We start from the raw sequence: 26,343 nt of genomic DNA, 5'->3' as shown, positions 1-26,343 counted from the left end.
GGTTCAGTCTCCTAGGGCGTCTCGCATCGGTACCAGTTTGGCGTTCGTTTCGGCGAGTTCGGCGTCCGGGTTCGAGCCCGCGACGATGCCGGCGCCGGCGAACAGGCGCATCCGGCGGGCGTCGTCGGGGTCGGCCTGGCCGCAGCGCAGCGCGATGCACCACTCGCCGTCGCCGGCCGCGTCCATCCAGCCGACCGGTCCGCTGAACCGGCCGCGCTGCAGGCCCTCGATCTCGCCGATCAGGTCCCGCGCGACCGGTGTCGGCGTACCGCAGACCGCCGCGGACGGGTGCAGCGCGGCGGCCAGCCCGAGCGCGGACGCGCCGTTGTTCGCGACGCCGGCCACGTCGGTGGCCAGGTGCATCACGTTCGGCAGGTGCAGCACGAACGGGGTCTCCGGGACGTTCATCGACGAGCAGTGCGGCTCGAGCGCGTCCGCGACCGAGCGGACCGCGAACTCGTGCTCCTCGAGGTCCTTCGACGACCGCGCCAGCGACGCGGCCAGCGCCAGGTCGTGCGCGTCGTCCCCGGTACGGCGGATCGTGCCGGCCAGCACCCGGGACGTGATCAGGCCCTTCTCGCGGCGGACCAGCAGCTCGGGAGTGGCGCCGATCAGGCCGTCGACGGAGAACGTCCAGCAGTTCGGGTACGCCGTGGCGAGCCGGTGCAGCGGCCAGCGCAGGTCGATCGGCTGCTCGGCGATCGCGATCAGGTCGCGGGCCAGCACCACCTTGTCCAGGTCGCCCGCGGTGATCCGGCGGACCGCGTCGGCGACGATGCTCGACCAGGCGGTCCCGGTCCGGGCGCCGTCGGCGAACGTGACGTCGTACACCGCCGAGGGCTCGTGCACGACCAGCTCCGGCGGCGCGGCCAGCGAACTGGCCGGCGAGATCGTCGTCACCCAGGTGGTGCCGGCCCGGCGGCCGACGATCACCTCGGGCACCACCAGCTCGCTCGGATCGGAGTCGGTGAAGCCGAAGGAGCCGAAGCAGACCAGCCCGGAGCCCGGTACGCCGATCTCGTCGCGGACCACGGCGGCGCCGACCAGCTCCTGCCACCAGCGCGCGGCCTGCTCGAAGCGGTTGCTCCCGGCAACGTCCAGCCGGGCGGCGACGCCCCAGCCGACGTGGCCGTCGCCCCGCCGTACCCACGCCAGTCCGCCCTCGTCCGGCAGATGGTCGAGCAGGTGCGCCGACACGCCGTCCACCGGTTGACTGCGAACCACCAACTGCGGTGCGGGGCCTCGGGTCGCGAGGGCCGCACGGCTACCTGGAGATGCACTCACGAAAGGCAAGAGTATGCCTGCCGGATGTCCAGTGAATTTCGGAGGCGCTGCGGCCCGTGATCAACTAGACAGGTGACCCGCGCAGATCTGTCCAAACAACCGCATGACGTGGCAGCCATGTTCGACAACGTGGCCGAGGGGTACGACCGGACGAATGCGGTCGCGACGATGGGCCTGGAGAAGCTGTACTGGCGGCCCGCGACGCTGGCCGAGATCGCGCCGCGGAAGGGGCTGAAGATCCTCGACCTGGCGGCCGGCACCGGTGCGTCCAGCATCAACCTGCGCGAGTCCGGCGCCGAGGTGGTGTCCTGCGACTTCTCGGTCGGCATGCTCACGGTCGGCAAGCGCCGGCACCCCGAGCTGGACCTCATCGCGGGCGACGCGCTCCGGCTGCCGTTCGCGGACGAGTCGTTCGACGTGGTGACGATCTCCTGGGCGCTGCGGAACGTGAACGACGTACCGCTGGCGCTCCGCGAGATGCTCCGGGTCACCCGGCCCGGCGGGCGGCTGGTCGTTCTCGAGCAGTCGCACCCGACCTGGAAGCCGTTCCGGGTGGTGTACCTGGAGTACATGATGCGCGCGGTCCCCGCGGTCGCGAAGGTGGTCTCGACGAACCCCGAGGCGTACGAGTACCTGGCCGAGTCGACCCGGGCCTGGCTGCCGCAAGAGCCGCTGGCCAGGACCATCGAGGAGGCCGGCTGGACCAGGGTGCAATGGCGCAACCTGACCGGCGGACTGGTCGCGATCCACCGGGCCGTGCGACCCCAGTCCGGAAAATAACGGCCGGTTAATTACGCAACGGAACTTAAGCGTAATTTGCTTGCCTGCAAGGCGGTCGGGGCGAGTTTCGTGTCGACGTCAGGCAGTCCTAGACTGTCGAGTGAAGAGTGCTCGTGAAGTCGTTCACGAGCGCACACGCCCCCCAAGAACATCCAGGCCGGAGAGATGAGCCAGAGCGTGCCGAGCGGGCAGCAGGCGGAGACCGCCGATGTGATCGTCGTCGGTGCCGGACCCGCCGGCTCGGCCGCCGCGTACCACCTGGCGAACGCCGGTCTCGACGTACTGCTGCTGGAGAAGACCGCGTTCCCGCGGGAAAAGGTGTGCGGCGACGGGCTCACCCCGCGCGGCACCAAGCAGCTGATCAACATGGGCATCGACATCTCCGAGGAAGCCGGCTGGATCCGTAACTACGGCCTCCGGATCCAGGGCGCGGGGCACCAGCTGCAGCTCGACTGGCCGGACCTGGCCAGCCACCCGAACTACGGCCTGACCCGGAACCGGATGGACTTCGACGAGATGCTCGCCCGGCAGGCCGAGAAGGCCGGCGCCCGGCTGCGCGAGCGGACCAACGTCACCGGCCCGGTCCTGGACGCCGCGGGCAACATCGTCGGCGTCACGGCGAAGCCGGTCGACGACAACGGCCGGCGGGCCGGCGACGACGTCGAGTTCCGGGCGCCGCTGGTGATGGCGGCCGACGGCAACTCGTCCCGGCTGAGCATCGCGATGGGCATCCACAAGCGCGACGACCGCCCGATGGGGGTCGCCGTCCGGACGTACTTCACCAGTCCGCGGACGCACGACGACTACCTCGAGTCCTGGCTGGAGCTGTGGGCCGACGACCCGAAGCAGCCCGGCGGCAAGGTGCTGCTGCCCGGGTACGGCTGGATCTTCGGGATGGGTGACGGCACCGTGAACGTCGGGCTCGGCATCCTGAACACCTCCGAGGCGTTCGGCAAGGTCGACTACGCCGACCTGCTGAAGCAGTGGCTGAAGGTGACGCCGGACGAGTGGCAGTTCCGGGACGAGTACCAGACCATCCCGATCCGCGGGGCGGCGCTGCCGATGGGCTTCAACCGGCAGCCGCACTACACCCGCGGCCTGATGCTGCTCGGCGACGCCGGCGGCATGGTCAACCCGTTCAACGGCGAGGGCATCCCGTACGCGATGGAGTCCGGGGCGTTCGCCGCCGAGGTCGCCGCCCAGGCGCTGCGCCGGCAGCCGAACCAGCGCGAGCGCGCGCTGTCGGCGTACCCGAAGGCGCTCAAGCAGGAGTACGGCGGCTACTACACGCTCGGCCGGATCTTCGTGAAGCTGATCGGAAATCCGGAGGTAATGCGGCTGTGCACCAAGTACGGTCTGCCGCGCACCACCCTGATGAAGTTCACCCTGAAGTTGCTTGCCAACCTCACCGACCCGCGCGACGGCGACGTGATGGACAAGATCATCAACGGGCTCACCAAGCTGGCCCCCGCCGCCTGAAGCGGCGGGGCGGGTGCAGTGAGCCACAGCGGTACTGATAACAACTGACACAGACAGATCACCGGCTGAAGGAGGGAGCACGCAGCGATGCACCCCTACACACCGATTCTTGCTCTTGGTGTGCTCGCGCTGCTCTTCGTGGCGGGCAGCATCACCGTGAGTGCGCTGGTCGGCCCGAAGCGGTACAACCGGGCCAGGCTGGACTCGTACGAGTGCGGCATCGAACCGACCCCGCAGCCGGTCGGCGGTGGCCGCTTCCCGGTGAAGTACTACATCACCGCGATGCTGTTCATCGTGTTCGACATCGAGATCATCTTCCTCTACCCCTGGGCCGTCGCCTTCGACCAGATGGCACTGTTCGGGCTGGTCGAGATGGTCATCTTCATCGTCACCGTCTTCGTCGCGTACGCCTACGTGTGGCGCCGCGGCGGACTGGAGTGGGACTGACATGGGTCTTGAGGAACAGCTTCCGGCCGGCGTACTGCTGAGCACCGTCGAAGGACTGCTCGGCTACATGCGCAAGGCCTCGTTGTGGCCGGCAACCTTCGGGCTGGCCTGCTGCGCCATCGAGATGATGACCACCGGGGCGCCGCGGTACGACGCCGCGCGGTTCGGCATGGAGGTCTTCCGGGCGTCGCCGCGGCAGGCCGACCTGATGATCGTGGCCGGGCGGGTGAGCCAGAAGATGGCTCCGGTCCTGCGCCAGATCTACGACCAGATGCCCGGCCCGAAGTGGGTGCTGGCGATGGGCGTCTGCGCGTCGTCGGGCGGCATGTTCAACAACTACGCGATCGTGCAGGGCGTGGACCACGTGGTCCCGGTCGACATGTACCTGCCCGGCTGCCCGCCGCGGCCGGAGATGCTGCTGGACGCGTTCCTGAAGATCCACGACCAGATCCAGCACATGAAGCTCGGCGCGCACAAGAAGGCGCTGCAGACCGAGCAGGAGGCCGCGGCCCTGACCGCCGCCCCGACCATTGAGATGAAGGGGCTGCTGCGATGACCGACTCCCAGCCCGAGAACCTTCCGGCGACTTCGGCGGCGAGTGACGCGCAGACGCCGCAGGCGGAGGTCATCGACCAGCGCGAGGGCATGTTCGGTGTCCGCGGTACCGGGGACACCTCCGGCTTCGGCGGGCTCAAGCGCCAGGTGGCGCTGCCCGGCGCGACCCCGCGGCCGTACGGCTCCTGGTTCGACGGCGCGGTGGACCGGCTCGAGGGCCTGACCACCGCGGGCGCGATCGAGAAGGTCGTCGTCGACCGCGGCGAGCTGACGCTGCACATCAAGCGCGAGAACCTCGTCGAGGTGTGTCAGCAGCTGCGCGACGACGAGGCGCTGCGGTTCGAGTTCTGCTCCGGTGTCAGCGGGGTGCACTACCCGCACGAGACCGGCCGCGAGCTGCACGCCGTCTACCACTTCCTCTCGATCACCCACAACCGCCGGATCCGGCTGGAGGTGGCGGCGCCCGACGGCGACCCGCACATCCCGTCGATCGTCTCGGTCTACCCGGCCAACGACTGGCACGAGCGGGAGACCTGGGACATGTTCGGCATCGTCTTCGACGGGCACCCGGCGCTGACCCGGGTCCTGATGCCCGACGACTGGCCGGGGCACCCGCAGCGCAAGGACTACCCGCTCGGCGGTATCGACGTCGAGTACAAGGGCGCTGTCATCCCACCGCCCGACACGCGGAGGTCTTACAACTGATGACCACTACCGACCCTTACGCGACCACCCGCGACACCACCGAGGGCAAGGTCTTCACGGTCACCGGCCAGGACTGGGACTCGGTCGTCTCCGGTCTCGGCGAGGAGCCCGAAGAGCGCGTCGTCGTCAACATGGGCCCGCAGCACCCGTCCACGCACGGCGTACTGCGGCTGATCCTGGAGCTCGACGGTGAGAACGTGACCGAGGCCCGCTGCGGCATCGGCTACCTGCACACCGGTATCGAGAAGAACATGGAGTTCCGCTCCTGGACGCAGGGCGTCACGTTCGTCACCCGGATGGACTACCTGTCGCCGTTCTACAACGAGGCGGCGTACTGCCTGTCGGTCGAGCGCCTGCTCGGGATCGAGGACCAGATCCCGGAGAAGGCGAACGTCATGCGCGTGCTGCTGATGGAGCTCAACCGGATCAGCAGCCACCTGGTCTGTATCGCCACCGGCGGTATGGAGATCGGCGCGCTGACCGTGATGACGATCGGCTTCCGCGAGCGCGAGAAGACCCTGGACCTGTTCGAGCTGATCACCGGCCTGCGGATGAACCACGCGTTCATCCGGCCGGGCGGCGTCGCGCAGGACCTGCCGCCGGGTGCGCTGGACAACATCCGCGAGTACATCACCTGGATGAACAAGCACCTCCCGGAGTACGCCGAGCTCTGCAACGCGAACCCGATCTTCAAGGCCCGGCTGCAGAACGTCGGCTACCTGGACCTGGCCGGCTGCATGGCGCTCGGCATCTCCGGCCCGACGGTGCGCTCCACCGGGTACGCGATGGACCTGCGCAAGACCCAGCCGTACTGCGGCTACGAGACGTACGACTTCGACGTACCGACCTGGGACTCCTCCGACGCCTACGGCCGCTTCCGGGTCCGGCTGCAGGAGATGCACGAGTCGCTGAAGATCGTCGAGCAGTGCGCCGACCGGCTGGAGAAGATGGACGGCGAGCCGGTGATGGTCGCCGACAAGAAGATCGGCTGGCCGAGCCAGCTGGCGGTCGGCGCCGACGGGATGGGCAACTCGCTCGACCACATCAAGCACATCATGGGCGAGTCGATGGAAGCCCTGATCCACCACTTCAAGCTGGTCACCGAGGGCTTCCGGGTCCCGGCCGGCCAGGCCTACGTGGCGATCGAGTCGCCGCGTGGCGAGATGGGTGCGCACGTCGTCTCCGACGGCGGCACCAAGCCGTTCCGGGTGCACTTCCGTGACCCGTCCTTCGCAAACCTGCAGGCGATGCCGATCATGTGCGAGGGCGGCCAGGTCGCCGACGTGATCGTCGCCGTCGCCAGCCTTGACCCGGTGATGGGTGGAGTGGACCGCTAAATGGCCGAGAACAGCAGCCAGTCACATACGACTGCTACCGACAAGACGGTGCCGTACAGCACCGGCGACTCGAAGATCACCGAGACCACGATCGCGGAGATGCGCGAGATCGCGGCCCGGTACCCGCAGGCCCGGTCCGCGCTGCTGCCGATGCTGCACCTGGTGCAGTCGGTCGAGGGCCGGGTCACCCCGGAGGGCATCGAGGCCTGCGCCGACGTGCTCGGGCTGACCGGCGCCGAGGTGTCCGCGGTGGCCACCTTCTACACGATGTACAAGCGCCGCCCGGTCGGCGACTACCACGTCGGCGTCTGCACGAACACGCTGTGCGCGGTGATGGGCGGCGACCTGATCTTCGAGCGGCTGAAGCAGCACCTGGACGTCGGCAACGACGAGACCACCGAGGACGGCAAGGTCACCCTCGAGCACCTCGAGTGCAACGCGGCCTGTGACTACGCGCCGGTGATGATGGTCAACTGGGAGTTCTTCGACGACATGACGCCGGAGTCGGCCACCCAGCTGGTCGACGACCTGCGGGCCGGTACCGAGGTGAAGTCGCCGCGCGGCGCCACCATCTGCACCTGGCGCGAGGCCGAGCGGGTGCTCGCCGGGTACCCCGACGGCCGCGCCGACGAGGGCCCGACCGGCGGCAAGGCCTCGCTGGCCGGTCTCCGGCTCGCCCGCGAGCGCAACTGGTCGGCCCCGAACGGCTCCGAGACCCCGAAGGAGGGCTGACCATGACCACGCTGACCCCGGTCCTGTCCGACAACTGGGACCAGATCAACGCCTGGCAGCTGGCGTCGTACCAGCGCACCGGCGGGTACGACGCCCTCCGCAAGGCGCTCGCGATGCAGCCGGCCGACGTCGTTGCCACCGTCAAGGACTCCGGCCTGCGCGGCCGCGGCGGCGCGGGCTTCCCGACCGGGATGAAGTGGTCGTTCATCCCGCAGGACAACCCGAACCCGAAGTACCTGGTGGTGAACGCCGACGAGTCCGAGCCGGGCACCTGCAAGGACATCCCGCTGATGATGGCCTCGCCGCACACGCTGGTCGAGGGCGTCATCATCGCGTCCTACGCGATCCGCGCCTCGGCGGCCTTCATCTACGTGCGCGGTGAAGTGCTGCACGTGATCCGCCGGCTGCAGCAGGCGGTCCAGGAGGCCAAGGACGCCGGCTACATCGGCCAGAACATCCTCGGCACCGGCTACGACCTGGACGTCATCGTGCACGCCGGCGCCGGCGCCTACATCTGCGGCGAGGAGACGGCGCTGCTGGACTCGCTGGAAGGACGTCGCGGTCAACCTCGGCTGCGTCCTCCCTTCCCGGCGGTCGCCGGTCTGTACGGGTGCCCCACTGTCATCAACAACGTCGAGTCGATCGCTTCCGTTCCCGTGATCATCAAGAACGGCGCGGACTGGTTCGGCTCGATGGGCACCGAGAAGTCCAAGGGCATGACGCTGTACTCGCTGTCCGGGCACGTCACCCGCCCGGGGCAGTACGAGGCGCCGCTCGGCATCACGCTGCGCGAGCTGCTCGACATGGCCGGCGGGATCCGCGAGGGCCACCAGCTGAAGTTCTGGACGCCGGGTGGTTCGTCGACGCCGCTGCTGACCGCTGAGCACCTCGACATCCCGCTGGACTACGAGGGTGTCGGCGGGGCCGGCTCGATGCTCGGTACCAAGGCGCTGCAGATGTTCGACGAGACCACCTGCGTGGTGCGCGCCGTACTGCGCTGGACCGAGTTCTACAAGCACGAGTCCTGCGGCAAGTGCACCCCGTGCCGCGAGGGCACCTGGTGGCTGGTGCAGATCCTCGAGCGCCTCGAGGCGGGCAAGGGCTCCGAGGAGGACCTGGAAACCCTGCTCGACCTGTCCGAGAACATCCTCGGCCGCTCGTTCTGTGCCCTCGGTGACGGCGCCACCGCGCCGATCACCAGCTCGATCCAGCACTTCAAGGACGAGTACCTGGCGCACTTCGAGCACGGCGGCTGCCCGTTCGACCCGATGGCAAGCACTGTCTTCGCGACCGCTGGAGCTAGCGCATGACGATCCAAGCCAACCCACCGGCAGGTGCCGAGGTGGAGCGGACCGATCTGGTCACCGTGACCATCGACGACATCGAGGTCAAGGTTCCCAAGGGCAGCCTGCTGATCCGGGCCGCGGAGCAGATCGGGATCCAGATCCCGCGGTTCTGCGACCACCCGCTGCTGGACCCGGTCGGCGCCTGCCGGCAGTGCCTGGTGGAGATCACCGACGCCGGCAACGGCCGCGGGATGCCGAAGCCGCAGGCCTCCTGCACGATCACCGTCGCCGACGGCATGGTGGTCCGGACCCAGGTGAGCTCGCCGGTGGCCGACAAGGCACAGCACGGGCAGATGGAGTTCCTGCTCATCAACCACCCGCTGGACTGTCCGGTCTGCGACAAGGGCGGCGAGTGCCCGCTGCAGAACCAGGCGATGTCCAACGGGGCCGGCGAAACCCGGTTCACCGAGGTGAAGCGGACCTACCCGAAGCCGATCAACATCTCAGCCGAGGTGCTGCTGGACCGCGAGCGCTGCATCCTGTGCGCGCGCTGCACCCGGTTCTCCGAGCAGATCGCCGGTGACCCGTTCATCGCGCTGATCGAGCGCGGCGCGCTGCAGCAGGTCGGCATCTACGAGAAGGAGCCCTTCGAGAGCTACTTCTCCGGCAACACCATCCAGATCTGCCCGGTCGGCGCGCTGACCAGCGCGGCGTACCGCTTCCGCTCCCGGCCGTTCGACCTGGTGTCGGTGCCGTCGGTGGCCGAGCACGACTCCTCCGGCGCGGCGATCCGGGTCGACTACCGGCGCGGCAAGGTGATGCGCCGGCTGTCCGGCAACGACCCGCAGGTCAACGAGGAGTGGATCTCCGACAAGGACCGGTTCGCGTTCCAGTACGCGACCACCGGCGACCGGCTGACGCACCCGCTGATCCGCGAGGACGGCGAGCTGCGGCCGGCGTCCTGGCCGGAGGCGCTGACGTTCGCTGCGGCGAAGCTGAAGGACGCGCACGGCGACGCGGCGGTGCTGACCGGCGGCCGGCTGACCCTCGAGGACGCCTACGCGTACTCGAAGTTCGCCCGGGTCGCGCTGGGCACCAACGACATCGACTTCCGGGCCCGCCCGCACTCCGCCGAGGAGGCCGACTTCCTGGCCGCCGCGGTGGCCGGTACGGGTCTCGGTACGACGTTCACGGACCTGGAGAAGGCCGACACGGTGCTGTTCGCCGGGTTCGAGCCGGAAGAGGAAGCGCCGACGGTATTCCTGCGCGTCCGCAAGGCCGTGCGGAAGCACGGCACGAAGGTATTCACGCTGGCGGCGTACGCGTCGCGCGGTGTGGAGAAGCTCGACGGGGTCGTCGTACCGGCGTCGCCCGGCACCGAGGCCGCCGTACTGTCCGATCTCGGCAACGCCGGTGAGGCCGGCGCGGCGGCCCGGGCCGCGCTCGGTGCGGACTCGATCATCGTCGTCGGCGAGCGGCTGGCGAACGCGCCGGGCGGGTACTCGGCCGCGCTCCGGCTGGCGCTCGACACCGGCGCGCAGCTGGCCTGGATCCCGCGGCGTGCGGGTGACCGGGCCGCGCTCGAGGCCGGCTGCCTGCCGGGCCTGCTGCCCGGTGGCCGGCTGGTCACCGACCCGCAGGCGCGGGTCGACATGCAGGCCGCCTGGGGCGTCGAGAGCCTGCCGGCCGAGACCGGCAAGGACCTGAACGAGATCATCGCGAGCGCCGGCTCCCTGCAGGCGCTGGTGGTCGCGGGTGTCGAGATCGACGACCTGCCGGACCCGGCCGCGGCGCTGGCCGCGCTCGAGGCGGCGCCGTTCGTGGTCAGCTTCGAGGTCCGCAACTCGCAGGTCACCGAGTACGCCGACGTGGTGTTCCCGGTCGTACCGCCGGTGGAGAAGTCCGGCACCTTCGTGAACTGGGAGGGCCGCGAGCGGCCGTTCCCGGTGGTGCTCAAGGTGCCCGCCGCGATGCCGGACACCCGGGCCCTGGCCGCGCTGGCGCGGGAGATGGACCTGTCGCTCGGCTTCAGCACCCCCGGGGGCGCGAAGCAGGAGTTCGACGAGCTCGGCCGCTGGGACGGCGACCGCGCGCAGGAGCCGACGTACCAGGCCGGTCCGGCGCTCGGCGCGTTCGACTCCACCCGGCTCGCGACCTGGCGGATGCTGATCGACGACAGCCGCGCCTGTGACGGTGAGCCGCACCTGACCGCGACCGCGCGGACGCCGGTCGCCCGGATCTCGGTCACCACCGCGCACCGGATCGGTGTCGCCGACGGGGACGAGCTGGTGGTGAGCACCGACGCCGGCAGCATCCGGCTGCCGGTGGTGATCACCCCGATGACCGACAACGTGGTCTGGCTGCCGACGAACTCGGCCGACTCCCACGTCCGCCGTTCACTGCACGCCGACCATGGCTCGATCGTGACGATCGCCGGAGGGAACTCATGAACGAGCGCAGCGAGTTCATCATCAGGCGCAGCATGCCCGCATCATGCGTGCCCGCAGCGAAGCGAGGACTCGCATGATGCCGCTCGCGGTACCTGACGCAGGCGTCGGGCATGACCCGTGGTGGGTCATTCTCATCAAAGTGCTGTTCATCTTCGTCTTCCTGGTGGTGCTGACGCTCTTCAACATCTGGTGGGAACGCCGGGTCGTTGCGCGGATGCAGCACCGGATCGGCCCGAACGTGCACGGCCCCTTCGGTCTGCTGCAGTCGCTGGCCGACGGCGTCAAGCTGATGCTGAAGGAAGACCTGATGCCCAAGGGCGTCGACAAGGTGGTCTTCGTCCTGGCGCCCGCGATCGTCGCCATCCCGGCCTTCCTCACCTTCGCGGTGATCCCGTTCGGGCCGACGGTCAAGATCCCGGGCACCGACGTCTACACCCGGCTGCAGCTCACCGACCTGCCGGTCTCGGTGCTGTACGTGATGGCGGTCGCCTCGATCGGCATCTACGGCATCGTGCTCGGCGGCTGGTCGTCGAACTCGACGTACTCGCTGCTCGGTGGTCTGCGGTCCAGCGCGCAGATGATCTCGTACGAGGTCGCGATGGGCCTGGCGCTGGTCACGGTGTTCCTGTTCGCCGGCTCGCTGTCCACCTCGGAGATCGTGGCCGCGCAGGGGCACCAGACCGTGCACTGGTTCGGGGCGTCGATCCCGCTGCCCGGGTGGTACGCGTTCCTGCTGTTCCCGTCGTTCGTGATCTACGTGATCTCGATGGTCGGCGAGACCAACCGGGCGCCGTTCGACCTCCCGGAGGCCGAGGGCGAGCTGGTCGCGGGCTTCCTGACCGAGTACTCCTCGATCAAGTACGCGATGTTCTTCCTGGCCGAGTACATCAACATGGCGACCGTGTCCGCGCTGGCCACCACGCTGTTCCTGGGCGGCTGGCGGGCACCGTGGCCGATCTCGCTGTGGAGCGGCGCGAACTCCGGCTTCTGGCCGGTGCTGTGGTTCATGGGCAAGCTGATGTGCTTCATCTTCTTCTACATCTGGCTGCGCGGGACGCTGCCGCGACTGCGCTACGACCAGTTCATGAAGCTCGGCTGGAAGATCCTGATCCCGGTCTCACTGGTCTGGATCCTGCTGGTCGCCACCGTCCGCGCGGTCGGCCGGGAGACGAACTTCAGCCGCACCACGCTGCTGGTCGCGGCCGCGATCGTGCTGGTGATCGCGATCGTCAGCATGTTCGTCCCGGCCAAGCCCAAGCCCGAGAAGGCTGAGGTTGCCGACGGCAAGGACTTCGACGCCTTCGCCGGCGGTTTCCCGGTGCCACCACCGATGGCCGTCACCACTCCGAGCCAGAGCAAGACCGACGACAGTCTCAGCAAGGAAGGCAGCCGTGGCTAGTGTCAAGGAGTCCCTCTGGGACCCGGTAGCCGGTTTCGGTGTCACCTTCCGGACGATGTTCCGGAAGGTGTTCACCGAGCAGTACCCGTTCGAGAAGAAGCCGACCGCGCCCCGGTTCCACGGCCGCCACCAGCTGAACCGCTGGCCGGACGGGCTGGAGAAGTGCATCGGCTGCGAGCTGTGCGCGTGGGCCTGCCCCGCGGACGCGATCTACGTCGAGGGCGCCTCCAACACCGAGGGCGACCGGTTCTCGCCGGGCGAGCGGTACGGCCGGGTGTACCAGATCAACTACCTGCGCTGCATCCTCTGCGGTCTGTGCATCGAGGCCTGCCCGACCCGGGCGCTCACCATGACCAACGAGTACGAGCTGGCCGACAGCACCCGCGAGTCCCTCATCTACGAGAAGAAGGACCTGCTGGCACCGCTGCTCCCGGGCATGCAGGAGCCGCCGCACGAGATGCAGCTGGGCAAGACCGAGAAGGACTACTACCTCGGTCTGACCGGCGCGGCGGCGCACACCGAGGGGAGTGACGCGAAGTGATCACTCTCGTCACCGGCCCGCAGGTCGCGTTCTGGCTGCTGGCCCCGGTCATGATCCTGGCCGCGATCTGCATGGTGCTGGTCCGCAAGGCGGTGCACTCGGCGCTGCTGCTGGCGACGGTGATGATCTGCCTCGCGGTGCAGTACGCCGCGCTGGACGCGCCGTTCCTGTTCGCCGTCCAGATCATCGTCTACACCGGCGCGATCCTGATGCTGTTCCTGTTCGTGCTGATGCTGGTCGGCGTCGACGCGTCCGACTCGCTGGTCGAGACCATCCGCGGTCAGCGGCTGCTGGCCGGGATCGCGTTCCTGGGCTTCGGCATCCTGCTGATCGCCGCGGTCGGCAACGCGATCTACGGGCACCCGACCGGCCTCGCCGACGCGCAGCCGGACGGCAACCCGAAGGGCATCGCGCAGCTGCTGTTCGGCAAGTACGTGTTCGCCTTCGAGGTCACCTCGGCGCTGCTGATCACCGCGGCGATGGGCGCGATGATGCTGGCGCACCGCGAGCGGCTGACCAAGAAGAAGACGCAGCGCGACCACGCCGAGGAGCGGATCCGCAAGTACGCCGAGCAGGGCATCCACCCCGGCCCGCTGCCGACCCCCGGCGTGCTGGCCCGGCACAACGCCGTCGACACCCCGGCGCTGCTGCCGGACGGGTCGATCGCACCGACCTCGGTTTCGCGCGTCCTGCAGGCACGTGGCACCGTGTTCCCCGAAGCCGAGGAGCGCGCGGACGTCGAAGAGGTCCGCGAGCTCGACCTGGGCGAGGCGTACCCGGCCGAGGCGGAGAGCACCGACCTGACCGGATTCCGCGAGGAGGAGAAGAAGTGAGTACCGAGCCGTACATCGTGCTCGCGGCGATCCTTTTCAGTATCGGCGCACTCGGCGTGCTGGTCCGCCGGAACGCGATCGTCGTCTTCATGTGCGTCGAGCTGATGCTGAACGCGACCAACCTCGCGTTCGTCAGCTTCGCCCGCCAGCACGGCAACCTCGACGGTCAGATCGCCGCCTTCTTCGTGATGGTGGTGGCCGCGGCCGAGGTGGTTATCGGGCTGGCCATCATCATGGCCATCTTCCGCACCCGTCGCTCGGCCTCGGTCGACGACGCCAACCTGCTCAAGTACTGAGGTAGCAACCGATGAGTCATGAGCTGACGTGGCTGCTGGTCGCGGTACCGGCGTTGTCCGCGGCGATCCTGCTGCTCGGTGGCAAGGCCACCAACGCGTGGGGTCACCTGCTGGGCACGCTGGCGCCGGTGATCTCCTTCGCCTTCGGCGTCGTGCTGTTCTTCCAGATGCAGGGCAAGGCCGGCAGCGAGCGGTCCACCACGGTCCGGCTGTTCGAGTGGTTCTCGGTCGGCCACATCAAGGTGGACTTCACGCTGCTGATCGACCCGCTGTCGATCCTGTTCGTGCTGCTGATCACCGGTGTGGGTTCGCTGATCCACATCTACTCGATCGGCTACATGGAGCACGACCCGCGGCGGCGCCGGTTCTTCGGGTACCTGAACCTGTTCATCGCCTCGATGCTGCTGCTGGTGCTGGCCGCCGACTACCTGCTGGTCTTCGTCGGCTGGGAGGGCGTCGGTCTGGCGTCGTACCTGCTGATCGGCTTCTGGCAGCACAAGAACTCGGCCGCGGTCGCCGCGAAGAAGGCGTTCGTGGTGAACCGGGTCGGTGACATCGGCCTCTCGCTCGCGGTGATGAGCATGTGGGCGCTGTTCGGCTCCTCGGCCTTCTCGACCGTGAACGCCGGCGCCGGTCACCTGTCCAAGACGTGGGCCACGCTGCTCGGCCTGATGCTGCTGCTGGCGGCCTGCGGCAAGTCCGCGCAGGTGCCGCTGCAGTCCTGGCTGCTGGACGCGATGGAAGGCCCGACCCCGGTGTCGGCGCTGATCCACGCGGCGACCATGGTCACCGCCGGCGTCTACCTGGTGGTCCGCTCGCACGCGATCTACGCGGTCACCGACGCGGCGTCCACCGCCGTGGTGATCGTCGGTACGGTCACCGCCCTCGCCGGCGCGATCATCGGTTGCGCCAAGGACGACATCAAGAAGGCGCTGGCCGGTTCGACGATGAGCCAGATCGGCTACATGATGCTGGCCGCCGGCCTCGGCCCGGTCGGGTACGTGTTCGCGATCTTCCACCTGCTCACGCACGGCTTCTTCAAGGCCAACATGTTCCTCGGTGCCGGTTCGGTCATGCACGGCATGAACGACGACGTGAACATGCGGCACTACGGTGCCTTGCGGACGCCGATGAAGATCACCTTCGTCACGTTCGCGTTCGGCTACCTGGCGATCCTCGGTATTCCGCCGTGGGCCGGCTTCTTCAGCAAGGACAAGATCATCGAGGCCGCGTTCGCGGACAACACGGTGATCGGTCTGTGCGCGCTGCTCGGCGCCGGCATCACCGCGTTCTACATGTCGCGGGTGATGCTGATGACGTTCTTCGGCAAGAAGCGCTGGGCCGAGGACGTGCACCCGCACGAGTCACCCAAGGTGATGACGTGGCCGCTGATCATCCTGGCGGCGCTCTCGCTCGGCGGTGGTGCGCTGTACTTCGTCGGCCACTGGATCGTGAACTGGCTCGAGCCGATCGTCGGCCACGAGGAGGCGCACCCGCCGCTGAACGCCACGGTGATGACGATCATCACCCTCGCGGTGGTCGCGGTGGGCATTGCGATCGCGGTGCTGATGTACCGCAGGGACATCCCGCGGGAGGCCCCGGCCGGTTCGCCGGTCACCACGTTCGCGCGGCGTGACCTGTACGGCGACGCGCTCAACGAGGCGCTCTTCATGCGTCCCGGGCAGTACCTGACCCGGACGCTGGTCTGGCTGGACAACCGGGGCGTCGACGGCCTGGTGAACGGGCTGGCCGCACTCTTCGGCGGACTGTCCGGCCGGCTCCGCCGGTTCCAGACGGGCTTCGTCCGTTCGTACGCACTCAGCATGGTCTTCGGCGCCGCATTCGTGGTCGTCGCCCTCCTCGCGGTGAGGTTGTCGTGAACATCGGTTGGCTGACCCTGTTACTGCTCCTGCCGTTCGTCGGGGCCATCGCGACGATGCTGGTGCCGAAGGCGAAGGCGCTGACGGCCAAGCAGGTCGCGCTCGGGTTCTCGCTCGTGACGCTGGTACTGACCGTGATCGTCGCGATCGGGTACCACCGCAACGGTGCCGCGGACTACGCCGAGACGCACACCTGGATCAAGGCCTTCGGCGCGCACTACGCGCTCGGCCTGGACGGTCTGGGCATCGTGATGGTGGTGCTGACCGCGCTGCTCTCGCCGATCGTGATCATCGCGTCCTGGAACGACGCCGCGCACGGCCGCTGGTCGGAGAAGTCGTTCTTCGCCTGGATCCTCGGCCTGGAGGCACTGTCGATCGGGGTCTTCTCCGCGACCGACGTGTTCCTCTTCTACGTGCTGTTCGAGGCCACGCTGATCCCGATGTACTTCCTGATCGGCGGCTTCGGCGGTCCGCAGCGTTCGTACGCCGCGGTCAAGTTCCTGCTGTACTCGCTGCTCGGCGGTCTGCTGATGCTGGCGTCGGTCGTCGGCCTGTACGTCGTCTCCGCCAAGCACGGCGCCCCGTCGTACCTGCTGTCCGACATGGTCAAGCTGGACATGGGGCAGAACACCGAGCGCTGGCTGTTCCTCGGGTTCTTCTTCGCGTTCGCGGTGAAGGCGCCGATGGTGCCGTTCCACACCTGGCTACCGGACGCGGCCGGTGAGGCGACGCCGGGGACGTCGGTGCTGCTGGTCGGCATCCTGGACAAGATCGGCACCTTCGGGATGATCCGGTTCTGCCTGGGCCTGTTCCCGAACGCGTCCCACTGGGCCACCCCGGTGGTCCTGGTGCTGGCGCTGATCTCGGTGCTGTACGGCGCGCTGCTGGCGATCGGCCAGACCGACATCAAGCGGCTGATCGCGTACACCTCGATCTCGCACTTCGGCTTCATCGTGATGGGCATCTTCGCGCTGACGTCGCAGGGCCTGACCGGGTCGACGCTGTACATGTTCAACCACGGTCTCTCCACGGCCGCGCTGTTCCTGGTCGCCGGCTACCTGATCTCCCGGCGCGGGTCGGCCCGGATCGCGGACTACGGCGGGGTCGAGAAGGTCGCGCCGGTACTGGCCGGGACGTTCCTGTTCGCCGGCCTGTCCAGCCTGGCGCTGCCCGGTCTGTCGCCGTTCATCTCCGAGTTCATGGTGCTGGCCGGGACGTTCAGCCGGCACAAGGTGATCGCGGTGATCGCGGTCCTCGGTATCGTGCTGGCCGCGCTGTACATCCTGCTGATGTACCAACGCACGATGACCGGCCCGGTCCGGGACGGCATCGAGAAGCTGAAGGACCTGAACCCGCGTGAGGTGCTGGCGATCGCACCGCTCGTGATCCTGATCATCGGGCTGGGCATCTTCCCGAAGCCGATCGTCGACATCATCAAGCCCGCGGTCGACTCGACCATGCAGCGGGTGGGCGTGACCGACAAGGCACCGCAGATCCCCGTGACGGAGGGACAGAAGTGACCGCGATGTTGCTGCCGCTGGCGGACTTCACGAAGCCCAGCATCGAGTACGGCGAACTGGCTCCGCTGTTCGTCGTCTTCGGTGCGGCTGCCGTCGGCGTCCTGGTCGAGGCGTTCCTGCCGCGGCCGCTGCGGCACCTGGTGCAGCTCGCGATCACGGTGGTCGCCGTGGTCGCGGCCGGCGTACTGACCGGCTTCGAGATGCACAAGGGCAAGGAACTGATCGCCGCCCAGGGCGCGATCGCGATCGACGGCCCGGCGCTGTTCACCTGGATCATCCTGCTGGCGCTGACGCTGATCAGCGTGCTGCTGTTCGCCGAGCGGTCGATCGACGGCGGGCTGTCGGCGTTCGCCGGCCAGGCGGCCGCGGTGCCGGGCTCGGAGGCCGAGCGGGAGGGTACGGCAGCCCGCATCGAGCACACCGAGATCTTCCCGCTGACGCTGTTCGCGGTCGGCGGCATGATGCTGTTCGCGGCGTCGAACGACCTGCTGATCCTGTTCGTCGCGCTCGAGGTCTTCTCGCTGCCGCTCTACCTGCTCTGCGGCCTGGCGCGGCGTCGCCGGCTGATCTCGCAGGAAGCCGCGATGAAGTACTTCCTGCTCGGCGCGTTCTCGTCGGCGTTCCTGCTGTTCGGGATCGCGCTGCTCTACGGGTACGCCGGCACCATGTCGCTCGGCGGGATCGCGGACGCGCTCGGCACCCAGACCGGTGGCGACACGATCCTGCTGGCCGGTACCGGTCTGCTCGGTGTCGGCATGCTGTTCAAGGTCGGCGCCGTACCGTTCCACTCCTGGACCCCGGACGTGTACCAGGGCGCCCCGACGCCGGTCACCGGCTTCATGGCGGCCTGCACCAAGATCGCCGCGTTCGTCGGCCTGATGCGGGTCTTCTACGTCGGGCTCGGCGGAACGCGCTGGGACTGGGCGCCGATGATGTGGATCGTCGCGATCCTCACCATGGTGGTCGGTTCGATCGTCGCGATCACCCAGACCGACGTGAAGCGGATGCTCGCGTACTCGTCGATCGCGCACGCGGGCTTCCTGCTGACCGCGTTCGTCGGCCTCGCGCAGGCGGGCAACGGCGTGCACAACGGGATCACCTCGACCCAGGCGGTGCTGTTCTACCTGGTGTCGTACGGCTTCCCGACGATCGGCGCGTTCGCGGTCGTCACGCTGGTCCGGGACGCGGGCGGCGAGGCGACGCACCTGTCCCGCTGGGCGGGCCTGGGCAAGAAGTCGCCGCTGCTGGCCGGGATCTTCGCGTTCTTCCTGCTGTCCTTCGCCGGTATCCCGCTGACCGCGGGCTTCACCGGCAAGTGGGCGGTCTTCAGCGCGGCGTGGACCGGCGGTGCGTGGCCGCTGGTCGTGGTCGCCGTACTGTCCAGCCTGGTTGCCGCGTTCTTCTACATTCGCGTGATCGTGCTGATGTTCTTCTCCGACCTGCCGGCCGACGCGCCGGACGTGGCGCTGCCGGGTTGGCAGACCACGTCGGCGGTGGCGCTGGGTCTCGCCGCCACGGTGGTCCTCGGTCTGGTTCCCGGACCGGTGCTGGACCTGGCGGCCCGAGCTGGTGAGTTCATCCGTTGAGTCCGACCCCGCTGCCGGCCGAGAGCCTGGGACTCGAGTTCGCCGACGCCGGCCTCGAGTCCCGGGTTCGCGCCGGCCTGGACGCCGTCGAGCAGGTACTGCGTGACTCCAGCCAGTCCGAGGCACCGTTCGTCACCGCCGCGGCCCAGAACGTCATGTTCGTCGGCGGCAAGCGCTTCCGGCCGCTGCTGGTCCTGATGGCGGCCGAGTTCGGGCCGGACCCGGCCGCGGCCGAGGTGGTGAAGGCCGCGGCGGTCGTCGAGCTGACGCACGTCGCGACCCTGCACCACGACGACGTGATGGACGAAGCGGCGCTGCGCCGCGGCTCGGCGACGGCGAACGCCCGCTGGGACAACTCGATCGCGATCCTGTCCGGCGACTGGCTGTTCGCCCGGGCCTCCGACCTGGTCGCGGACCTCGGGCCCGAGGCGGTCCGGATCCAGGCCCGCACGTTCGGCCGGCTGGTCGAGGGCCAGATCCGGGAGACCCTGGGCGTCGGCGAGGGCCAGGACCCGCTCAAGCACTACCTGTCGGTGATCTCCGACAAGACCGGCTCGCTGTTCGCGACGTCGGTGCTGTTCGGCGCCCGGTTCGCCGGCGCCTCCGAGGAGATCCAGCAGGCGCTGCAGACCTTCGCCGAGGAGATCGGCATGGCGTTCCAGCTCGCCGACGACATCCTCGACATCGCCTCGGAGTCCGACCAGTCCGGCAAGACTCCCGGCACCGACCTGCGCGAGGGCGTACCGACCCTGCCGGTGCTGATCTTCCGCGCCCAGGCCGACCCCGGGAACCCCACCGACGCGCGCCTCCTGGAGCTCCTGGACTCGGACCTGTCCGACGACGCCCGCCTGACCGAGACCCTGGACCTGCTCCGGGCCCACCCGTCCTTCCGCCAGGCCGAGGACGACGTCCGCCGCCGCGCGGCCGACGCCCGCAAACTCCTCACCACCCTCCCAGAAGGCCCCGCCCGCGACGCCCTCGACGCCCTCTGCGACCTGGTCGTCACCCGCTCCGTTTAGAAGGTGTTGCGCCTCCGAGCGAGGTGAGGGCGGCCGTCGGGGTCGTAGACGTGATGCGCGAGCCAGCCTGCCCATCGGGACGTGGCGCGGCCGAGTGGGTTTGGGTGGTGGGGGCGGATTCGGCCGGGTGGGCGTGGGCCCCGGCGGTCGTCGGCGTACCACTGGTCGAGGGTTGCGGCGGCCGTCTGCCACTGGGTGAAGCCGGTGGACGGATCCAGGTCGGGGTCGGCGATGCCCAGGTGCTCGGTCCAGAGTTGTGTTCGCAGTGATCGGGCGAGGTCGGGGGAGTCGATCGCGCAGGTCAGCTCGCTGTCGTTGGTCCAGGATCTGCGGTTGAAGTTGTCCGATCCGCAGGTCATCCAGCTGTCGTCGACGATGCACACCTTCGCGTGCACATAGATCGGTACGCCGTCCTCGTTCTCCAGGTCGTAGACCGCCACCCGGTCGGAGTCCAGCCGACTCAGCGCCTCGAGCTGGGCCTGCTGGGACGGCGGCCCGCTGAGCCCGCCGTCCTGGTCCGGGTACCGCGGTACGACCGCGATGATCCGTAGCTCCGGTGATCGATCGAGCGCATCCCGGAGGGCCTCACCAACCGGGGCGGACCACAGGTACTGGTCCTCGAGGTAGATGAGCGACTTAGCCCGGCCGAACGCTTTCAAGTAGGCGCGGGCGACGGAGTACTCACCGCGCGGCGCGAAGGGGAACCCCGGATGCTTGTGCGCATAGGTCCGCAGTACCTGGACGGCGTGCGAGCCGGCCGGTGGCGGGTCGGCGGTGGCCTCCGGCAGCTCGCCAGGGTGCCGCGGCATCCGGGCCAGTCGCTGCATCACCATCCGGTACGGCGTACGCCGGTCCAGCGGGTGCGGATCGTCCCATCGCTCGACGAAGCACCGCAACAGCTCGCCCACGACCGGGCCATGGAGCTCGAGCATCACGTCGTGCCAGGGCGGCCGGGATCCGTAGCGTGGATCCATCGGCGCGGCCTGCGGATCGCCCAGGTGCCGGTCGTCGTCGCGCCGCCCGTGACACAGGTCGATGCCACCGACGAACGCGAGGTCGGCGGCCGGGTCGTCGCGGTGCCGGATCACGAACAGCTTCTGGTGGTGTGAGGCCAGCCTGCGGACCCGCTGGTCGAGCAGGACCTCACCGCCGGCCTCGTTCAGCTCGGTGCCGAGGTGCTGGTTCTCCTGCGAGTTGAACCTGAGCCGGTCGGAGTGCGATCGCCAGAGCAGCGCCCGTACCTGCACGCCCGAGCGGGCCAGGTCGCACAGCAGTTGGCCGATCGACGGACCGCCGTCGCACAGGATCTCGTCCGGGTCGCCCCGCCAGTCGGTGAAGAACACCTGGTCACCCCGCTGCAGTGCGCGGAGTTCGTCGTACAGGCGCCGGAAGTACGTCGCCCCGTGCATCAGCGGCCGGACCAGGTTGTCCTCGGTCCAGGCGTCGATGTCCGTGGCCGGGTTGCCCCGCTCGGCTGCTGTCAGGAACCAGTCGTGGGTCACCGTCCACCAGTTCCCGCGATCGCCTCCACGTATGAGTCGAGGCCTGTGCGGCACGGCGACTGTGTGCGATGCTGTGCCGACTATGGGTAAGGCTGTGGATCCTGGAGTGCTGACGGTCGAGTCGTTGGCGCAGTGTGTGCTGGGGCGGCTGCCGGTCTTGACGGATCGGCTGGTGGCGACGATCTACGCGCAGAATCCGGCGTACCTGGAGCTGGATTCGGTGCCGCGGCAGGACTTGTGGCGGTCGTGTCATGACAACGTTGCCCGGGTCGTGCAGATGATTGCCAGTGGCGACGACCGGTTCGACGCGGCGCAGGCGACGGGCCGGCGGCGGGCGGAGCAGCGGATGCCGTTGGACGACGTACTGAAGTCGTTCCGGCTCGGCGGGCGGCTGGTGTGGGAGGCGTTGATCGACGAGGCCCGCGCGCAGGGGACGGCCGAGTCCGAGGTGCTGCTCGACGTGGCCGGAAAGGTGTGGGAGGTCGTCGACCGGACGTCCTCGCAGGTCGCCACCGCGTACCACGCCGCCGAACGGTACCTGGTCCGCGCCGACGAGCAACGCCGGTCCACGCTCTGGGAGGGCCTGCTGCAGGGGCGGGCGAACCGCGCGTTCGTGCAGGACGCCGCGAGCGTGCTCGACGTACCGGTGAACGGGCCGTACGTCGTGGTCGCGATCGACAACCTGGTCGACGACGACTGTACGACGACGTCGTTCGCGCGCCGGCTGGCCGGTGTCCGGGTCGCGTCCGCGTGGCAGGTGCGGCCGCAGACCGTCGTCGGATTGCTTGCCCTCGGCACCGAATCCGCAGCTGCGGTGCTGCGGCTGCTGCGGCAACTCGTGGATGCGCCTGCCGGCCTGTCCGGCGTGGTCGCAGGTCTGGCCGAGGTGGATGTCGCGTACCGGCAGGCGATGCTGGCCCGCCGTACCCTCACCGCCGGTCAGATCGACGTTGCGGCGTTGCCCGAGCGGCTCCCCGAAGCGCTCCTGCTCAGCGCACCGGAGCTCGCCGACCAACTGATCCGGGCCTGGCTGGTGCCGTTGACAACGGTTTCCGCCCCGGAACGCGAACTATTACTGGACACCCTGGACAAGTGGGTGCTGGCCGCCGGATCCGTTCGGCGTACGGCGGAGCTTGCGCACTGTCACCGGAACACGGTCATCAACCGCCTGCACCGGGTCGAGCAGATCACCGGGCGTGACCTCACCGACGACGGGTTCCAGTTGGAGCTCGGCCTTGCACTGAAGGCCTTTCGGCTCTTTCCCGCGTGACCGAACGCCTGCCTGTGCGTTGTGCACAGTGAAGGCGCCGAAAACCTGGGCATTGCGGCCATCCCGCGGTCTTGCCGGCGGTGCCAGACTGCGTTCCCAGCATTGCTCGAGCACGGAGGTCACCCAATGGTCGAACGCAGTACCGGACATCGCCGATCGTTGGACGCACCAAGCGAGTCGGGCGGACGCGGTCTGCTGGGACGCCGGCGCGTCCTGGGATACCTGATCGCCGCGCCGACGCTCGCGGTCGGGGTGAGCTGGCTGGTCAACGACACCGACCCGCGGCCGGCCGACGCCGCCGTACCGTCGCTGCCGCAGCCGGAGGACATCTTCGACCTCGGTGACCTGCAGAACCTGGCGGCCGCGCCGACGTCCGGCCTGATCACGGTCCAGCTCCGCCCCGACGGTACGGCGCACTTCGCGGTGCCGCGCGCCGAGGTCGGGCAGGGCATCACGACCGCGGTCGCGATGATCGTCGCCGAGGAACTGGACCTGCCGATCGAGAAGGTCGAGATCGGCCTCGCGGACGCCCGCCCGGAGCTGTTGATGAACCAGCTGACCGGCGGGTCGAACTCGATGCGCAGCATGTACGTCCCGGTCCGTACGGCCGCCGCGATCACCCGGCAGCGCCTGGTCGAGGTTGCGGCACTGCAATGGGGCGTCGCGGTCGACAAGGTCACCGCGGCCGCCGGAGTGCTGACCGGGCCGAACGGGCTGACCGCGACGTACGGCTCGCTGGCCACGGCCGCCGCCGTCACGAAGACGCTGAAGGTGACCGCCCAGCTGAAGTCCAACGCCGACTTCAAGGTGCTCGGCAAGCCGCACAACCGGGTCGACGCGCACGACATCGTCACCGGCCGCAAGCAGTTCGCGATGGATATGCAGGTGCCGGGCGCGAAGCCGACGATGGTGGCCCGGCCGCCGACGATCAACGGCACGCTGCGGTCGATCAACAACCTCACCGCGCTGCGGGCGCTGCCGGGTGTCACCGATGTCGTTGGGATCGCCCACGGTGTCGCGATCCGGGCGGACACCTTCGGCCAGTGCATCGACGCGATCCAGAAGGTCGACGCTACCTGGGGACCGGGCACCGTCGACGACGAGTCCGACGCGACCGTGCTGGCCAAGTTGCGGGCGGCTCAGCTGCCGATGGCCGTGCCGCCGCTGCTGTCGAAGACGATCGACGCCGAGTTCGTGTTCGCGTTCGCCAGCAACAGCCCGCTGGAGCCGGACTGCGCGATCGCCGACGTCCGCCCGGACAGCGCCGAGATCTGGTCCAGCCTCAAGGTCCCGATCGTCGCCCAGGAGGACATCGCCAAGCAGCTCGGGCTGCCGATCGACGCGGTCACGGTGCACGTCGTCCAGGGCGGCGGTTCGTTCGGCCGGCACCTGTTCCACGACGTCGCGGCCGAGGCGGCGGAGATCTCGCAGAAGATGGGCAAGCCGGTCAAACTGTCCTGGTCGCGGACCGACAACTTCCGGCAGGGCCGGACGCACCCGATGAGTACGTCGCGGGTCCGGGTGAACTACCTGGCCGGGAACGTGCTCAGCTACGAGCAGCGGCACACCAGCGTGCAGACGGACTTCGGTCACGGCCTCGGCGAGATGCTCACGGCGTACGCCGCGCATCTCCCGATCGCGGGCAACCTGTCGTTCGCGGAGTCGATCTTCGAGCTCAGCCAGTCCTCGCCGTACAACTTCGGCGTCACGACGCAGCTGCTGAACGAGGTTCCCCTGAAGTTCAACACCGGCAGTATGCGGAACATCTACTCGCCGAACGTGGTCTGCGCCGAGGAGCTCGTCGTCGACCAGTTGGCCGCGAAGCTGGGCCAGGACCCGGTCCGCTTCCGCCGGAGCTTCCTCAAGGACCAGCGGTTGCTCGCCGTACTGAACAAGGCGGCCGAGGTCGGCAACTGGGGCAAGACGATGCCGAAGGGTACGGCGCAGGGCATCGGCGTGCACTCGGAGTACCGGGCCGCGGTCGCGACGCTGGTCGAGATCGACTGCCGGCCGGCGACGGTGAACCGGCCGCTGCCCGTCGAGGGCGTGACCGGGCCGCGGGTGACCAAGGCGGTGATCGTCGTCGACCCCGGGTTCTGCATCAACCCGAAGGGCCTGGAGGCGCAGATGTTCGGCGGCCTGCAGGACGCCATCGCGCTGGCGCTCACGTCCAGTCTGCACATCAAGAACGGCATCCCGCTCGAGGGCAGCTGGGACAACTACTTCTACACCCGGGAATGGAACACGCCGCTCGACGTGCAGGTGGTGATCATGCCGAACACCAGCGACAGCCCGAGCGGTGCCGGCGAGCTGGCCGTGGCGCCGGCCTTCGCCGCGATCGCGTGTGCGTACGCACGGGCCACCGGCACGATGCCGACGTACTTCCCGATCAACCACGGCACGCTCGGGTTCGAGCCGCTGCCGGTGCAGCCGTCCACCCCGCAGTCGCCGACCGACGGCCTCGACCACACGTTCTGAGGGATCATGCCTACGCACACTTTCAAGCTCAACGGCAAGCAGGTCAGCGTCGAGGTCGAGGACAACGTCCGGCTGCTGTGGGTGCTGCGCGACCTGCTCGGCGTCACCGGCCCGAAGTACGGGTGCGCGCTGAACGTCTGCAAGTCGTGCACCTCGCACATCAACGGCAAGGCGTTCAACCCGTGCTCGGTGCAGGTGAAGGACATCGCGCCGACCGACGAGGTGACCACGATCGAGGGGCTGCCGGCGACCGTCGGCAAGGACCTGCACCCGATGCAGGAGGCCTGGCTCGAGTACGACGTGGCGCAGTGCGGGTACTGCCAGCCCGGGCAGATCATGGCCGCGACCGCACTGGTCCGGAAGGCCCAGGCGGAGGGCCGCGCGATCACGGACGCGGACCTCGACGAGCTGCGGAACATCTGCCGTTGCGGCACGTACTCGCGGATCCGCGAAGCGGTGCAGGCCGGCGCGGAGCACATGGGTGCGTGACGTCCTCGCGACCGCCCGCGAGTGGTACGGCGGGCGGTTCGCGCTGGCGACGGTGATCGACACGTTCCGGTCGGCGCCGCGCCAGCCCGGTGCGACGATGGCGGTGTCCGCGGGCGGTGTGGTCGCGGGCAGTGTGTCGGGCGGGTGTGTCGAGGGTGACGTGTACGCGGTGGCGCAGGAGGTCATCCGCACCGGGGTCCCGGTGGTACGCCGGTACGGCATCTCCGACGACGACGTGTTCGCGATCGGGCTGACGTGCGGCGGCATCCTCGACGTACTGGTCGAGCCGGTCGACCCCACGTCGTACCCGGAGTTTGCCGCGGTCGCCGAGGCGATCGAGTCGGGGCGTCCGGTGGCGGTCGCAACCGTGGTCACCGCCGGCGAACACCTCGGCCGTCGCCTCGTCGTCGGTGCCGAGACGGCTGGTGGGCTGGGGGATCCTGGGCTGGATGCCGCGGTGGTCGAGGATGCGTTG

General features: G+C 68.9%; 23 protein-coding genes. 21 read left to right on the top strand and 2 right to left on the bottom strand.

The features are described from left to right. Positions 1 to 3: 3 nt before the first annotated feature. Entirely contained in the window at positions 4 to 1,284 is a 1,281-nt protein-coding gene (locus tag VFF46_RS11165; RefSeq protein ID WP_325037004.1) for an isochorismate synthase, read from the bottom strand. 72 nt (positions 1,285 to 1,356) lie between these two features. On the opposite strand from VFF46_RS11165, the gene VFF46_RS11160 reads away from it, so the two are divergent. From VFF46_RS11160 to VFF46_RS11080, 17 genes are all read left to right on the top strand, one after another. Next, positions 1,357 to 2,064, top strand: a complete 708-nt coding sequence (locus tag VFF46_RS11160; RefSeq protein ID WP_325037003.1) for a demethylmenaquinone methyltransferase — start codon at positions 1,357 to 1,359, stop codon at positions 2,062 to 2,064. 165 nt (positions 2,065 to 2,229) lie between these two features. Next, entirely contained in the window at positions 2,230 to 3,543 is a 1,314-nt protein-coding gene (locus VFF46_RS11155; RefSeq protein ID WP_325037002.1) for a geranylgeranyl reductase family protein, read from the top strand. Between the two features lie 87 nt (positions 3,544 to 3,630). Then, positions 3,631 to 3,990 carry an NADH-quinone oxidoreductase subunit A gene (locus tag VFF46_RS11150; RefSeq protein WP_209692643.1) on the top strand — a complete coding sequence of 120 codons (360 nt, stop codon included), beginning with the start codon at positions 3,631 to 3,633 and terminating at the stop codon, positions 3,988 to 3,990. Position 3,991: 1 nt separating this feature from the next. Further along, a complete protein-coding gene (locus tag VFF46_RS11145) occupies positions 3,992 to 4,546 on the top strand; it encodes a NuoB/complex I 20 kDa subunit family protein (protein ID WP_131286677.1) in 555 nt (184 codons plus the stop codon). Further along, positions 4,543 to 5,250, top strand: coding sequence for an NADH-quinone oxidoreductase subunit C (locus VFF46_RS11140; protein WP_325037001.1), 708 nt, complete (start codon positions 4,543 to 4,545; stop codon positions 5,248 to 5,250). The genes VFF46_RS11145 and VFF46_RS11140 overlap by 4 nt, the downstream gene beginning before the upstream one ends. Beyond that, positions 5,250 to 6,587, top strand: a complete 1,338-nt coding sequence (locus VFF46_RS11135) for an NADH-quinone oxidoreductase subunit D (RefSeq protein WP_325037000.1) — start codon at positions 5,250 to 5,252, stop codon at positions 6,585 to 6,587. The genes VFF46_RS11140 and VFF46_RS11135 overlap by 1 nt, the downstream gene beginning before the upstream one ends. Beyond that, positions 6,588 to 7,319 (top strand): NADH-quinone oxidoreductase subunit NuoE, encoded by a 732-nt coding sequence (gene nuoE / locus VFF46_RS11130; RefSeq protein ID WP_325036999.1) that lies wholly within the window; start codon positions 6,588 to 6,590, stop codon positions 7,317 to 7,319. Between the two features lie 2 nt (positions 7,320 to 7,321). Next, positions 7,322 to 8,629, top strand: a complete 1,308-nt coding sequence (gene nuoF / locus VFF46_RS11125) for an NADH-quinone oxidoreductase subunit NuoF (RefSeq protein WP_325036998.1) — start codon at positions 7,322 to 7,324, stop codon at positions 8,627 to 8,629. Continuing rightward, complete coding sequence (locus VFF46_RS11120) at positions 8,626 to 11,055, top strand: NADH-quinone oxidoreductase subunit G (RefSeq protein WP_325036997.1); 2,430 nt, start codon at positions 8,626 to 8,628, stop codon at positions 11,053 to 11,055. Before nuoF ends, VFF46_RS11120 begins: the two co-directional genes overlap by 4 nt. 73 nt (positions 11,056 to 11,128) lie before the next feature. Continuing rightward, positions 11,129 to 12,454, top strand: a complete 1,326-nt coding sequence (gene nuoH, locus VFF46_RS11115) for an NADH-quinone oxidoreductase subunit NuoH (RefSeq protein WP_325036996.1) — start codon at positions 11,129 to 11,131, stop codon at positions 12,452 to 12,454. Next, positions 12,447 to 12,995: an NADH-quinone oxidoreductase subunit NuoI gene (gene nuoI / locus VFF46_RS11110; RefSeq protein ID WP_325036995.1), complete on the top strand. Its 549-nt coding sequence runs from the start codon at positions 12,447 to 12,449 to the stop codon at positions 12,993 to 12,995. The genes nuoH and nuoI overlap by 8 nt, the downstream gene beginning before the upstream one ends. Further along, complete coding sequence (locus tag VFF46_RS11105) at positions 12,992 to 13,828, top strand: NADH-quinone oxidoreductase subunit J (protein ID WP_325036994.1); 837 nt, start codon at positions 12,992 to 12,994, stop codon at positions 13,826 to 13,828. The genes nuoI and VFF46_RS11105 overlap by 4 nt, the downstream gene beginning before the upstream one ends. After that, entirely contained in the window at positions 13,825 to 14,124 is a 300-nt protein-coding gene (gene nuoK, locus VFF46_RS11100; protein ID WP_130441814.1) for an NADH-quinone oxidoreductase subunit NuoK, read from the top strand. Before VFF46_RS11105 ends, nuoK begins: the two co-directional genes overlap by 4 nt. Positions 14,125 to 14,135: 11 nt before the next feature. After that, a complete protein-coding gene (nuoL, locus tag VFF46_RS11095) occupies positions 14,136 to 16,004 on the top strand; it encodes an NADH-quinone oxidoreductase subunit L (RefSeq protein ID WP_325036993.1) in 1,869 nt (622 codons plus the stop codon). Then, positions 16,001 to 17,524: an NADH-quinone oxidoreductase subunit M gene (locus VFF46_RS11090; RefSeq protein ID WP_325036992.1), complete on the top strand. Its 1,524-nt coding sequence runs from the start codon at positions 16,001 to 16,003 to the stop codon at positions 17,522 to 17,524. The genes nuoL and VFF46_RS11090 overlap by 4 nt, the downstream gene beginning before the upstream one ends. Positions 17,525 to 17,529: 5 nt before the next feature. Beyond that, a complete protein-coding gene (nuoN, locus tag VFF46_RS11085; protein WP_325037024.1) occupies positions 17,530 to 19,110 on the top strand; it encodes an NADH-quinone oxidoreductase subunit NuoN in 1,581 nt (526 codons plus the stop codon). Beyond that, positions 19,107 to 20,129: a polyprenyl synthetase family protein gene (locus tag VFF46_RS11080; RefSeq protein WP_325036991.1), complete on the top strand. Its 1,023-nt coding sequence runs from the start codon at positions 19,107 to 19,109 to the stop codon at positions 20,127 to 20,129. The genes nuoN and VFF46_RS11080 overlap by 4 nt, the downstream gene beginning before the upstream one ends. Here VFF46_RS11080 and VFF46_RS11075 read toward each other — a convergent pair. Next, the gene (locus VFF46_RS11075) at positions 20,126 to 21,631 is read right to left on the bottom strand and encodes a phospholipase D-like domain-containing protein (protein ID WP_325036990.1); all 1,506 of its coding nucleotides are present in this window, start codon (positions 21,629 to 21,631) and stop codon (positions 20,126 to 20,128) included. The genes VFF46_RS11080 and VFF46_RS11075 overlap by 4 nt on opposite strands. A gap of 82 nt (positions 21,632 to 21,713) precedes the next feature. On the opposite strand from VFF46_RS11075, the gene VFF46_RS11070 reads away from it, so the two are divergent. The 4 genes from VFF46_RS11070 to VFF46_RS11055 all read left to right on the top strand — a co-directional run. Beyond that, positions 21,714 to 22,901, top strand: a complete 1,188-nt coding sequence (locus VFF46_RS11070; protein ID WP_325036989.1) for a helix-turn-helix domain-containing protein — start codon at positions 21,714 to 21,716, stop codon at positions 22,899 to 22,901. A gap of 159 nt (positions 22,902 to 23,060) precedes the next feature. Next, positions 23,061 to 25,379 carry a molybdopterin cofactor-binding domain-containing protein gene (locus tag VFF46_RS11065; protein WP_325036988.1) on the top strand — a complete coding sequence of 773 codons (2,319 nt, stop codon included), beginning with the start codon at positions 23,061 to 23,063 and terminating at the stop codon, positions 25,377 to 25,379. A gap of 6 nt (positions 25,380 to 25,385) precedes the next feature. After that, positions 25,386 to 25,868 (top strand): (2Fe-2S)-binding protein, encoded by a 483-nt coding sequence (locus VFF46_RS11060; protein WP_325036987.1) that lies wholly within the window; start codon positions 25,386 to 25,388, stop codon positions 25,866 to 25,868. After that, on the top strand, positions 25,861 to 26,343 hold a 483-nt coding region (locus VFF46_RS11055), incomplete at its 3' end, for an XdhC family protein (protein ID WP_325036986.1). The genes VFF46_RS11060 and VFF46_RS11055, both read left to right, overlap by 8 nt.

It is taken from the genome of Kribbella sp. (genome assembly GCF_035655035.1).
In the GTDB taxonomy this organism is placed as follows: Bacteria; Actinomycetota; Actinomycetes; order Propionibacteriales; family Kribbellaceae; genus Kribbella.
The sequence above is the reverse complement of the archived record's forward strand: the minus strand, read 5'-3'. Positions and strand labels throughout refer to the sequence as shown.

What these genes read in the sequence shown, in the direction of transcription:
- VFF46_RS11155 (WP_325037002.1), top strand. Translation starts at nt 2,230, where the DNA reads ATGAGCCAGAGCGTGCCGAGCGGGCAGCAGGCGGAGACCGCCGATGTG.
- nuoE (WP_325036999.1), top strand. Translation starts at nt 6,588, where the DNA reads ATGGCCGAGAACAGCAGCCAGTCACATACGACTGCTACCGACAAGACG.
- VFF46_RS11145 (WP_131286677.1), top strand. Translation starts at nt 3,992, where the DNA reads ATGGGTCTTGAGGAACAGCTTCCGGCCGGCGTACTGCTGAGCACCGTC.
- nuoF (WP_325036998.1), top strand. Translation starts at nt 7,322, where the DNA reads ATGACCACGCTGACCCCGGTCCTGTCCGACAACTGGGACCAGATCAAC.
- nuoN (WP_325037024.1), top strand. Translation starts at nt 17,530, where the DNA reads ATGTTGCTGCCGCTGGCGGACTTCACGAAGCCCAGCATCGAGTACGGC.
- VFF46_RS11150 (WP_209692643.1), top strand. Translation starts at nt 3,631, where the DNA reads ATGCACCCCTACACACCGATTCTTGCTCTTGGTGTGCTCGCGCTGCTC.
- nuoL (WP_325036993.1), top strand. Translation starts at nt 14,136, where the DNA reads ATGAGTCATGAGCTGACGTGGCTGCTGGTCGCGGTACCGGCGTTGTCC.
- VFF46_RS11070 (WP_325036989.1), top strand. Translation starts at nt 21,714, where the DNA reads ATGGGTAAGGCTGTGGATCCTGGAGTGCTGACGGTCGAGTCGTTGGCG.
- VFF46_RS11140 (WP_325037001.1), top strand. Translation starts at nt 4,543, where the DNA reads ATGACCGACTCCCAGCCCGAGAACCTTCCGGCGACTTCGGCGGCGAGT.
- VFF46_RS11135 (WP_325037000.1), top strand. Translation starts at nt 5,250, where the DNA reads ATGACCACTACCGACCCTTACGCGACCACCCGCGACACCACCGAGGGC.
- nuoH (WP_325036996.1), top strand. Translation starts at nt 11,129, where the DNA reads ATGATGCCGCTCGCGGTACCTGACGCAGGCGTCGGGCATGACCCGTGG.
- VFF46_RS11060 (WP_325036987.1), top strand. Translation starts at nt 25,386, where the DNA reads ATGCCTACGCACACTTTCAAGCTCAACGGCAAGCAGGTCAGCGTCGAG.
- VFF46_RS11120 (WP_325036997.1), top strand. Translation starts at nt 8,626, where the DNA reads ATGACGATCCAAGCCAACCCACCGGCAGGTGCCGAGGTGGAGCGGACC.